The organism is Peribacillus sp. NPDC097295 (assembly GCF_044761665.1).
Taxonomy (GTDB): domain Bacteria; phylum Bacillota; class Bacilli; order Bacillales; family DSM-1321; genus Peribacillus.
On record NZ_JBIWCW010000008.1, the window covers coordinates 124,216 to 135,334 of the forward strand.

General features: G+C 39.9%; 11 protein-coding genes. All 11 read left to right on the forward strand.

Annotated features, from left to right (window positions below):
• Positions 1-162 precede the first annotated feature (162 nt).
• Entirely contained in the window at positions 163-480 is a 318-nt protein-coding gene (locus tag ACIQXN_RS14875) for a hypothetical protein (protein ID WP_402967955.1), read from the forward strand.
• Between the two features lie 11 nt (positions 481-491).
• Positions 492-1,127 (forward strand): DUF6115 domain-containing protein, encoded by a 636-nt coding sequence (locus ACIQXN_RS14880; protein ID WP_402967958.1) that lies wholly within the window; start codon positions 492-494, stop codon positions 1,125-1,127.
• A gap of 151 nt (positions 1,128-1,278) precedes the next feature.
• Positions 1,279-1,992: a 30S ribosomal protein S2 gene (gene rpsB, locus ACIQXN_RS14885; protein WP_402967962.1), complete on the forward strand. Its 714-nt coding sequence runs from the start codon at positions 1,279-1,281 to the stop codon at positions 1,990-1,992.
• A gap of 288 nt (positions 1,993-2,280) precedes the next feature.
• Positions 2,281-3,165: a translation elongation factor Ts gene (gene tsf, locus ACIQXN_RS14890; RefSeq protein ID WP_402967965.1), complete on the forward strand. Its 885-nt coding sequence runs from the start codon at positions 2,281-2,283 to the stop codon at positions 3,163-3,165.
• A gap of 132 nt (positions 3,166-3,297) precedes the next feature.
• Positions 3,298-4,014: a UMP kinase gene (gene pyrH, locus ACIQXN_RS14895; protein ID WP_402967968.1), complete on the forward strand. Its 717-nt coding sequence runs from the start codon at positions 3,298-3,300 to the stop codon at positions 4,012-4,014.
• A 2-nt stretch (positions 4,015-4,016) separates the two neighbouring features.
• Positions 4,017-4,574 carry a ribosome recycling factor gene (gene frr, locus ACIQXN_RS14900; protein ID WP_402967971.1) on the forward strand — a complete coding sequence of 186 codons (558 nt, stop codon included), beginning with the start codon at positions 4,017-4,019 and terminating at the stop codon, positions 4,572-4,574.
• 378 nt (positions 4,575-4,952) lie between these two features.
• Positions 4,953-5,726: an undecaprenyl pyrophosphate synthase gene (locus tag ACIQXN_RS14905; protein ID WP_402967974.1), complete on the forward strand. Its 774-nt coding sequence runs from the start codon at positions 4,953-4,955 to the stop codon at positions 5,724-5,726.
• 25 nt (positions 5,727-5,751) lie between these two features.
• Positions 5,752-6,549, forward strand: a complete 798-nt coding sequence (locus tag ACIQXN_RS14910; RefSeq protein ID WP_402967977.1) for a phosphatidate cytidylyltransferase — start codon at positions 5,752-5,754, stop codon at positions 6,547-6,549.
• Between the two features lie 43 nt (positions 6,550-6,592).
• The gene (dxr, locus tag ACIQXN_RS14915) at positions 6,593-7,753 is read left to right on the forward strand and encodes a 1-deoxy-D-xylulose-5-phosphate reductoisomerase (RefSeq protein ID WP_402967979.1); all 1,161 of its coding nucleotides are present in this window, start codon (positions 6,593-6,595) and stop codon (positions 7,751-7,753) included.
• Positions 7,754-7,760: 7 nt separating this feature from the next.
• Positions 7,761-9,029 (forward strand): RIP metalloprotease RseP, encoded by a 1,269-nt coding sequence (gene rseP / locus ACIQXN_RS14920; RefSeq protein ID WP_402967982.1) that lies wholly within the window; start codon positions 7,761-7,763, stop codon positions 9,027-9,029.
• A gap of 242 nt (positions 9,030-9,271) precedes the next feature.
• Positions 9,272-10,972 (forward strand): proline--tRNA ligase, encoded by a 1,701-nt coding sequence (locus ACIQXN_RS14925; RefSeq protein WP_402967985.1) that lies wholly within the window; start codon positions 9,272-9,274, stop codon positions 10,970-10,972.
• Positions 10,973-11,119 lie beyond the last annotated feature (147 nt).

The window sequence follows — 11,119 nt, forward strand, 5'->3', positions numbered from 1 at the left end:
CTTCTATCATACATGCTTTTTTTTACTGGAACTTTTAGCAGGACTAATCATTTGTGCGCAGACCATTCCGAACATTTGGAATCCTCAGGAGAAATAGGCAAGCAGTAACGCTATACAGATGATTAGTGGCTGTTGAAGGATATGTGGAGGGTGGGGTGGCTGTTGAGTTTAAAAGCGATTGAAATGCAAATGGCTCTTCCTAGAACCCAAGATGCTGGAAAGATCCAAGAACAGCTCCTTCAAAAGAATCTAATCCAACAGGATCATGCCGCCCATCAAGGCCGAAAGGAAGACGAACGAAAACAGACTACTGTCATGGCTGAAGAACAAAAGCTTCCCGCTCATTTTTATGAAAAAGAAGGAAGTGCGGACAAAGGTCCGTTCCTCAAACAGCAGAGGAAGAAAGATAGTAAGAAAAAAACAACAGTGAATAGAGATTCCCATCCCTATAAAGGAAGGAGTATCGACTATTCCGGTTAAGAGGAGGCACCATGTCAGCATTTTTTATGTTTCTCCTTTTTAGTCTAAACATATTCACGATTTTCGCCGTTATTGTTTTATATCTTAGACAAAATCGGTTAAGTAAGCTCGAAAAGGAACAAAAAGCAACCATTATGGAGATGGAAGAGCTACTTACAGGTTATTTAATGGAAATGAAGGAAGATAACGAAGCGTTGATTGAGGCAGTTACACAAGTTGGCACGAAAACAAGTACGGATAAGATTGAAGAGCAAGCGTTAATGAAAGGCCCATCTGTAGTGAAAGAGGCAATACCATCAGAGGAATCGATGCCGATCTTAAAAGAAGCAAGGCTTAACGGGACGAAAATGCAGGCTGCGAATGCCTATAAGAACCAGATTGAAAAAGATGGAGAGTATAAACCTGCTGAGGGAGTGAAAGACAAGCTTGAGCTTTCAGCGGAAGCTTCCAATTTACCCAAAGAAAAATCCCTGGTTGTTGAAAAAGATTTTGCAGCCATGTTGCATGCTTCTTTAGAGGAATTATCATTAAATGAACAAGTCAACTATCTAGCGGAACAAGGCCTTTCAATTGAAGAAATTGCAAAAAAATTGAATAGAGGCCAAACGGAAATCGAGCTTTTAATAAAGTTCCAAAAGAATAGATGAATATTGCTTGATTGTATCCCAAGGGTATGTTATATTATGAAATGGTGTTAATACACACGCCCGTGATTCTAGCAGATGGTGCTGTTTATACAGTTTCTGTAGGGAAATGATCGGAGCGGAGGAAAAACAAAACCATTTAGGAGGAACTAAAATGTCAGTCATTTCTATGAAACAATTGCTTGAAGCTGGTGTGCATTTCGGACACCAAACACGTCGCTGGAACCCTAAAATGAAGAAATATATCTTCACTGAGCGTAACGGCATCTACATCATCGACCTTCAAAAAACAGTTAAAAAGGTTGAAGAAGCTTATAACTTCGTTAAAGAACTAGCTGCTAACGGTGGAACTGTTCTTTTCGTTGGTACTAAAAAACAAGCTCAAGAATCAGTTAAAGAAGAAGCTATCCGTTCTGGTATGTACTATGTAAACCAACGCTGGTTAGGTGGAACTTTAACAAACTTTGAAACAATCCAAAAACGTATTAAACGTCTTAAAGATATCGAAAAAATGGACGCTAACGGAACTTTCGAAGTGCTTCCTAAAAAAGAAGTTATCCAACTTAAAAAAGAATGGGATCGCTTAGAGAAATTCTTAGGCGGAATTAAAGATATGAAGACTCTTCCAGATGCGATCTTCGTTATCGACCCTCGCAAAGAGCGTATTGCTGTTGCGGAAGCACACAAATTAAACATTCCACTTGTTGGTATCGTTGATACAAACTGTGATCCGGATGAAATCGACGTAGTTATTCCTGCGAATGACGATGCAATCCGTGCTGTTAAATTATTAACAGGTAAAATGGCAGATGCTATCTTAGAAGCTAAACAAGGCGAAGAAACAGCAACTGAAACAACTACTGCTTAATAGTGGACACAGAGTTGCTTAACTAAGTGAGAAAAAAAGGTGATAAGAGGATAATGCCTTTTATCCCTTTTTTTTGCACTAATAAGCATACATAAATCACGTGCTTTTCAATGCACGTTTGATTTGAATCGCGAGATAATCAAGCTGACTTGTCAAAACCTTGATTGATGAATGATTTTTTTGTAAAAAAACTGCTACTATTGTTGTTTTTATTGTTAAAAACAAGTATTATCTAGCAAAATGGGTAAGAATGAATAAACCGCATTTAATTTGAGGAGGATTTATATTATGGCAATCACTGCACAATTAGTTAAAGAATTGCGTGAAAAAACTGGCGCTGGAATGATGGATTGCAAAAAAGCTCTTGTACAAACTGATGGAGATATGGATAAAGCAATTGACTTCCTTCGTGAAAAAGGAATTGCGAAAGCTGCTAATAAAGGCGACCGTATCGCTGCTGAAGGTTTAACTTCTATCGTTGTAGACGGAAACCAAGCAGTAATTCTTGAAGTGAACTCTGAAACTGACTTCGTTGCTAAAAATGAAGGTTTCCAAGCTCTTGTTAAAGAACTGGCTGCATTCTTATTGGCTAACAAACCGGAGAGCGTTGAAGTTGCTCTTGAGCAAACAATGGAAAACGGTGCAAAAGTTGCTGATCATATCAATGCAGCAGTAGCAAAAATCGGTGAAAAATTAACTCTTCGTCGTTTCCAAGTTGTTTCAAAAACTGACAGTGATGCATTTGGCGCTTACCTTCACATGGGTGGACGTATCAGCGTACTTACTGTTCTTGAAGGTACAACTGATGCTGAAGCAGCTAAAGGTGTTTCTATGCACATCGCAGCTATTAATCCAAAATACATCTCTCGTGATCAAGTAGATTCATCTGAATTAGAGCACGAACGTGAAATCCTTACTCAACAAGCCCTTAACGAAGGGAAACCCGAGAAAATTGTTGCTAAAATGGTTGAAGGACGCATCAACAAATACTACGAGGAAATCTGTGTGAACGAACAAGCTTTCGTTAAAAACCCAGATCAAAAAGTAGGTCAATTCGTTGAATCTCTTGGCGGAAAAATTCTTTCATTCGTACGTTACGAAGTAGGAGAAGGTCTTGAAAAACGTCAAGAAAACTTTGCTGAAGAAGTAATGAACCAAGTTAAAAAAGACTAATTGATTGTAAGAAAATGATTAAATAGGGAACACTATAGTGTTCCCTATTTTTTGAAATGTCATGAATTTTTGGTTTATAAGCAAGAATGAGCATGATGGACGAACAAAAAGATTACATAGTTGGAGGTTCTCATGGCTAAATATAAACGTGTCGTATTAAAACTCAGTGGTGAAGCTTTGGCTGGTGAAGATGGTTTTGGAATTAACCCAGCCGTAATTAAGTCAATTGCTGAGCAAGTTAAAGAAGTAGCTGAACTGGATGTAGAAGTAGCTGTAGTGGTCGGCGGTGGCAACATTTGGCGTGGGAAAATCGGTAGTGAAATGGGCATGGATCGTGCAAATGCTGACTATATGGGCATGCTGGCTACAGTCATGAACTCATTGGCATTACAAGATAGCCTGGATCAACTTGGGATTGAAACACGCGTACAAACATCCATCGAGATGAGACAAGTCGCAGAACCATATATTAGACGACGTGCTATTCGACACCTAGAGAAGAAAAGAGTCGTGATTTTTGCAGCCGGAACAGGTAATCCATATTTTTCAACGGATACTACTGCGGCATTACGTGCAGCGGAAATTGAAGCTGATGTCATCTTGATGGCGAAGAATAATGTGGATGGCGTTTACAATGCTGATCCGGTTAAAGATAAAAATGCCGTGAAATATGATGAGCTTTCGTATCTTGATGTAATTAAAGACGGATTAGAAGTCATGGATTCGACTGCGTCGTCGCTATGCATGGACAATGATATACCATTGATTGTCTTCTCTATTATGGAAAAAGGTAATATCAAGCGTGCCGTATTAGGCGAAACGCTTGGAACTATTGTAAGGGGGAAATAAAGATGCCGAAACAAGTTATTTCGAATGCGAAAACGAAAATGGAAAAAGCCATTGGAGCTTACACACGTGAATTAGCCAGCATCCGTGCCGGAAGGGCAAACGCCTCATTACTTGATAGAATATCTATTGATTACTATGGTTCTCAAACACCGATTAATCAAATGGCGGGTATCTCAGTACCTGAAGCAAGACTTTTAGTCATCCAACCTTATGATAAAACGATATTGGGTGAAATTGAAAAAGCAATTTTGAAATCGGATTTAGGACTGAATCCTTCTAATGATGGTTCTATAATCAGAATTGCCATTCCTGCATTAACGGAAGAACGTAGAAAAGACCTTGTGAAGGTCGTTAAGAAAGAAGCGGAAGAAGCGAAAATTGCGGTCCGTAATGTACGTCGTGATGCTAACGATGAACTGAAAAAGCTTGAGAAAAATGGTGACATCACTGAAGATGATCTGCGCGGTTATGCAGATGATATTCAAAAGATGACGGATGGTAACATCTCGAAAATCGATGATATCACAAAAGATAAAGAAAAAGAAATTTTGGAAGTCTAACCACTTCTGAAGGATTTATAAAAAAGGGCCGAATCCATTGTGGTCATGTCTTGTTCTAACATATAGGTGTGTTAAAAAGAGAAAACTGTTATAATAAGGGTTCTCCGATTATGATTAACGCCTGAGTTAGTAAGAGCTTGAAAACGTTGGAGGAGGTCCTTTTTTGTCCTTTCGTTGTGTAATTCCTGAAAGGCATGCCATAATAATTTCTTTCCAACTTCTAATGAAGATAATATTTTCATAATAATAATATGAGAACAAGTTTTTTTTTGATATTATAATATAGATTCTGTTCTTTTGTAGAATCCATAATATACATAGTGCACGAAAATATTGCCTTTGTAGAGAGATAAGTACAACCTAATGGGGGACTAACATATGTATTCACTATGGAAGCGTTTCGTTAAAAAAGATGCTTCTTCCGATGTAGCAAGTAGGATCCAGCATATTAAAAAGTCTAATGTTCCTCAACATATTGCCATTATTATGGATGGAAACGGCCGGTGGGCTAAGAAGCGTGCCTTGCCACGTGTAGCGGGCCATCATGAAGGAATGAAAACAGTTCGTAAAATTACGAAGATATCCAATCAGCTAGGAATAAAAACATTGACGGTTTATGCGTTCTCCACAGAAAACTGGAAGCGCCCGAAAAGTGAAGTCGATTTTTTAATGAAGCTGCCACAGGAGTTTCTAGGTACATTTTTGCCAGAGCTTATAGCTGAAAATGTAAGAGTGGAGATGATGGGTGATTTATCACTAATTCCATCCCATACTCAAAAAGCAGTGAAACAAGCAATGGAGGATACCAAAAATAATAACGGAATGATTTTGAATTTTGCCCTTAATTATGGAAGCCGGGGGGAAATAGTCACAGCGGTTAATAGCATCATTCACGATTTGAAAAATGGTATAATCAAGGAAGATGTTTCCGAGGAAATGGTATGTAGCTACTTAATGACCAAACATTTGCCGGACCCAGATTTATTGATTCGCACTAGCGGTGAAAAAAGGTTGAGCAATTTCATGCTTTGGCAGTCAGCATATACAGAGCTATGGTTTACGGATGTGTTATGGCCGGACTTTAGTGGTGAGCACTTACTAGAGGCTGTCGAAGAGTATCAAAAACGTTCACGCAGGTTCGGTGGCGTTTAATGTAGAAGGCGAGGAAATTGGAATAATGAAACAGAGAATTATTACGGCAATCATTGCTGCCGCTATCTTCATCCCGATTGTAATGGTAGGGAAGGTTCCCTTTTTACTGATGGTATATTTGTTAGCTTCCATCGGTTTGTATGAATTAATGAAAATGAAAAAGATGCGTGTGTTCTCCTTTGAGGCGATTCTTTCACATATATTGCTGTGGATACTATTATTGCCGAATGAATATAGCACGTTTTTAACTGAAAATAATTATGATAAAGTACAGATTTTCTTAATCGGTGTTTTAGTGCTGTTACTTTATACGGTTCTTTCAAAAAATAAGTTCAACTTTGATGACGCAGGCTTTTTAGTCATTACGATTCTGTATTTAGGAATCGGTTTTTATTACCTATTTGAAACACGTGACAATGCATCTCTAGGCCTGGTCTATATCCTTCTTACTTTATTTACAATCTGGGCAACCGATTCAGGGGCGTACTTCATTGGAAAAGCATTTGGTAAGAGAAAGCTATGGCCTGAAATCAGTCCTAATAAAACAATCGAAGGGTTTTTTGGAGGGGTATTTTCCGCATTGATCGTGGGTGTGCTTTTCTACGCATTCTCTTCCTTGGATTATTCATTAGGACGATTACTATTGATTTCTTTAATCATAGCTATATTCGGGCAATTGGGCGACCTTGTTCAATCTGCTTATAAACGTCATTATGACGTAAAGGATTCAGGGAAGATTCTTCCTGGTCATGGCGGAATTTTAGACAGGCTGGATAGTTTAATCTTTATTTTACCGATTTTACATTTATTGCATGTTTTATAATAAAATATAGGCAAGGTTATTCAGAATTAGGAGATGAACGGATTTGAAGTATATCAGCCTTCTGGGTGCAACAGGTTCGATTGGGAAACAAACTGCGGATGTAGTCAGGGCCCACCCCGATCAATTCAAGATAGTGGCACTTTCGGGCGGAAAGAATATAGATTTGGTCAGCAAGTATATTAAAGAGTTTGAACCAGAGCTAGTTTCCGTACAGACAAAGGAAGATTATGAAGTATTGAAAAGTGAATTCTCTAACCGGAAAGATTTAGAGTTCATGTATGGCGATGAGGGGATAACGGCTGTAGCGGTATATAATCAAGCGACAATTTTAGTGAATGCCGTCATCGGTAGCGTGGGACTTTATCCGACCTTGCAAGCGATTAAAGCCGGAAAGGATATTGCGATTGCCAATAAAGAGACATTGGTAACCGCTGGCCATCTGGTCATTGATGAAGCGAAAAAGGCAGGTGTGAGCCTACTCCCAGTCGATAGTGAGCATTCTGCGATATTTCAAGCGTTGCAGGGTGAAAAAGAAAAGAATATCGAACGTCTGGTCATAACTGCCTCAGGTGGAAGCTTCAGAGACCGAACACGTGAAGAGTTACAAGGTGTCACGGTGGAAGAGGCATTGAACCATCCAAACTGGTCGATGGGAGCAAAAATCACCATCGATTCGGCTTCCATGATGAATAAGGGGTTAGAAGTGATTGAGGCCCACTGGCTATTTGATCTTCCATATGAAAAGATTGATGTAGTGTTGCACAGGGAGAGCATCATCCACTCAATGGTGGAGTTTCACGATTCCAGTGTGATGGCACAATTGGGTACCCCGGATATGCGAGTGCCCATCCAATACGCCCTTACATATCCAGATCGTCTACCTCTTGTCGGGCGCAAGCGTCTGAATCTGGCGGAAGCAGGAAAACTCCACTTCAGTGAAATGGATTTCACTAGATATCCCTGTTTGCAATTCGCTTATAAAGCAGGTAAAATGGGCGGCACGATGACTACCGTGTTAAATGCTGCCAATGAAGCGGCGGTAGCTGCATTTTTGTCGGGAAAAGTTTCTTTCCTTGAAATCGAGAACTTGATAGAAAGAGCCCTTAACAAACATTCTGTCATTGCGAATCCTGATTTAGAAACGATCCAGGAAGTCGATACAATGACAAGGAAGTTTATAGAATCTTTAGTGAAAGATAGGTGACCAGAACATGCAGACTTTAGAAACGCTTATAGCGTTCATTATCATTTTTGGTGCTCTTGTATTTTTCCATGAGCTTGGACACTTAGTATTCGCGAAGCGTGCCGGAATTTTGTGCCGCGAATTTGCAATCGGATTCGGACCAAAAGTATTCACTTATAAAAAGAAGGAAACGGTCTATACGATACGCCTTCTCCCTTTAGGTGGGTACGTTCGAATGGCTGGGGAAGATGCAGAAAATATTGAATTGAAACCTGGTTATCGCGTTGGATTGATGTTTGATGAAGAAGAAAAGGTCACTAAGATTATCTTGAACAACAAAGATAAATACCCGGATATTCGGCTTGTTGAAGTGGAAGTGATAGATTTAGACCATAAACTGATACTTACGGGTTATGAAGAGGGAGAAGAAGAGACATTAAAAACGTTTACCATCGATAAAGAAGCTGTAATCGTTGAAAATGGAGTCGAGAACCAAATTGCCCCTTATGATCGTCAATTTGCTTCAAAATCTCTTGGACACCGCTTTTTGACAATCCTGGCTGGTCCAGCGATGAACTTTGTTCTTGCTTTCGTTATTTTTACGTTGATAGGTTTGTTTCAAGGGGTCGTTGTCGACGAAGCAAAACTGGGTGAACTAACTAAAGATGGTGCGGCCGTTACTTCGGGATTAAAATCCGGGGACGCCATTCAATCGATAGAAGGTACGGAAGTAACAACTTGGGAAGATGTGCAGGCAAGCATTCAAGAAAGCCCTGGAAAAGAAATCGAATTCGTTGTGTATAGAGATGGGAAAACGCTAGAAGTTCCAGTTACCCCTCAGGAAGTGGAGAGGGAAGGTAAGAAAATCGGAATTATCGGCGTATACCCACCGGTTGAAAAAGCTCCACTAAAAGCGATTCAATATGGGGCGACAGAAACGTATTTTTGGACGAAACAGATTTTCATTATTTTGGGTGACCTTGTAACGGGTGGATTTACAATTGATAGTTTATCTGGTCCTGTAGGTATTTATAAATCCACTGAAGAAGTGGCGAAACAAGGATTGTTCACGTTGATGAAATGGGCTGGATTGCTCAGCATCAACTTAGGGATCATGAACCTTCTTCCATTACCTGCTTTAGATGGAGGACGATTGTTATTCTTCGTGGTCGAGTTCTTAAGAGGAAAACCAATTGATCGTCAAAAAGAAGGAATGGTCCATTTTATCGGGTTCGCGTTGCTGATGTTGTTAATGATTGTTGTAACATGGAATGACATCCAGCGATTCTTCCTATAAGCCTGATGTGTACGAATGAAGCCAAACAGCCAGCAGAAACATCTGTTGGCTGTTTGGCTTCCGTTCCTATCTTTTTAAAGAGTTTGGGCAAAATAGTTTGTTTTATCGGTAATTCGTAAGTATAATCGAAAATGAGCATATGAAACCAACAACTTAACTAAATTAAAACGACTGTAATTTTGTATTAGATAACCGTAAATTTTCGTATGGAAGTTTAAAGGAAATATTGAAGAGGTGTAGATATGAAACAAAGTATGACGTTAATCCCTACATTGAGGGAAGTTCCTGCAGATGCCGAAATTAAAAGCCATCAGCTTTTATTGCGTGCAGGGTTCATGAGACAAAATTCCAGCGGAGTATACAGCTTCATGCCGCTTGGTAAAAAAGTACTTCAGAAGGTCGAAGCGATTGTTCGGGAAGAAATGGATAACGCAGGTGCCGTCGAATTATTGATGCCGGCCCTTCAGCAGGCCGAATTCTGGCAGGAATCAGGACGTTGGTATACCTATGGACCTGAACTCATGCGATTGAAGGACCGTAACAACCGTGAATTTGCCCTTGGTGCAACACATGAAGAAGTCGTGACTAGCTTGGTTCGTGATGAAGTGAAATCTTACAAGCGTTTACCGTTGACAGTATACCAAATTCAAACGAAATTCCGGGATGAACAAAGACCCCGTTTCGGTTTGTTGCGCGGACGCGAATTCATCATGAAGGATGCGTATTCATTCCATGCTAATCAAGAAAGTCTTGATGCAGTATATGAAAACCTATATGCGGCCTATTCAAATGTATTTAGCCGTTGTGGTCTTGATTTCCGAGCTGTCATTGCAGACTCAGGGGCGATGGGTGGTAAAGATACACACGAATTCATGGTGCTTTCTGAAATAGGAGAAGATACAATTGCCTATTCGGATACATCAGAATATGCGGCAAATATTGAAATGGCGCCTGTAGCTGTCAAATATGAAAAGAGTTCCGAAGAGCAAGGAACTCTTGAAAAAGTTCATACTCCAGGACAGAAATCAATTGATGATGTTGCGAAATTCTTGAAACAGGATGCTTCTAAATTGATTAAATCCTTGTTGTTTAAAGTGGATGAAAAATATGTACTTGTATTAGTACGTGGTGATCATGAAGTGAATGACATTAAAGTGAAAAACTTCTATGATGCTGAAATCGTAGAATTAGTTGACCCTAACGAAACGAAAGAGGTATTGGGTTGTGCAGTAGGTTCTCTTGGACCAATCAATATTGCTTCCGACGTGGAAGTTATCGCTGATGTGGCTATTGAATCAATGGTTAATGGAATCTGTGGTGCGAATGAGGAAGACCATCATTACGTGAATGTGAATCCGGATCGTGATTTTAACGTAGCAAACTATATCGACCTTCGTTTTATTCAAGAGGGTGATCCTTCTCCGGATGGAAATGGACAAATCAAATTTGCTAAAGGGATTGAAGTGGGGCACGTATTCAAGCTTGGAACAAAATATTCCGAGTCGATGAACGCGACGTTCCTAGATGAAAATGGCCGTTCACAACCGATGATCATGGGTTGTTACGGTATTGGTGTTTCCCGTACACTTGCCGCCGTAGCTGAGCAATTCAATGATGAAAAAGGTCTAGTATGGCCTGTGAATTTGGCTCCATATCAGGTTCATTTGATTCCTGTAAACATGAAAGATGAATCTCAAGCTGAACTTGCTGAAAAACTATATGGTGAACTTAAAAAACAAGGCATGGATGTATTGATGGACGACCGTCATGAACGTGCCGGCGTCAAATTTGCCGATTCTGACTTGATTGGCCTTCCTGTCCGCGTTACGGTCGGTAAAAAAGCTTCCGATGGTATCGTCGAAGTGAAGATACGTAAAACGGGTGAAGTACTTGAATTGGAAACAGTGGAACTCGTACAAAAGCTGAAAGAATTATTAGGATAAACGATTAATTATATAGTTGGTTTTGGCATCATTCAATTGGATGATGCCTTTCCTTTGTGTGCCAGGCATGGCAACTATCTAGGTGGTGAAAGTCCACTGTGGGGGTACACATCGACCAACCACTAAGGAAGCGCAAGGTACTTGCCG

Bases quoted from the DNA above. Each gene is read 5' to 3' on its own strand.
- ACIQXN_RS14880 (WP_402967958.1), top strand. From the start codon at position 492: ATGTCAGCATTTTTTATGTTTCTCCTTTTTAGTCTAAACATATTCACG.
- rpsB (WP_402967962.1), top strand. From the start codon at position 1,279: ATGTCAGTCATTTCTATGAAACAATTGCTTGAAGCTGGTGTGCATTTC.
- tsf (WP_402967965.1), top strand. From the start codon at position 2,281: ATGGCAATCACTGCACAATTAGTTAAAGAATTGCGTGAAAAAACTGGC.
- pyrH (WP_402967968.1), top strand. From the start codon at position 3,298: ATGGCTAAATATAAACGTGTCGTATTAAAACTCAGTGGTGAAGCTTTG.
- frr (WP_402967971.1), top strand. From the start codon at position 4,017: ATGCCGAAACAAGTTATTTCGAATGCGAAAACGAAAATGGAAAAAGCC.
- ACIQXN_RS14905 (WP_402967974.1), top strand. From the start codon at position 4,953: ATGTATTCACTATGGAAGCGTTTCGTTAAAAAAGATGCTTCTTCCGAT.
- ACIQXN_RS14910 (WP_402967977.1), top strand. From the start codon at position 5,752: ATGAAACAGAGAATTATTACGGCAATCATTGCTGCCGCTATCTTCATC.
- rseP (WP_402967982.1), top strand. From the start codon at position 7,761: ATGCAGACTTTAGAAACGCTTATAGCGTTCATTATCATTTTTGGTGCT.
- ACIQXN_RS14925 (WP_402967985.1), top strand. From the start codon at position 9,272: ATGAAACAAAGTATGACGTTAATCCCTACATTGAGGGAAGTTCCTGCA.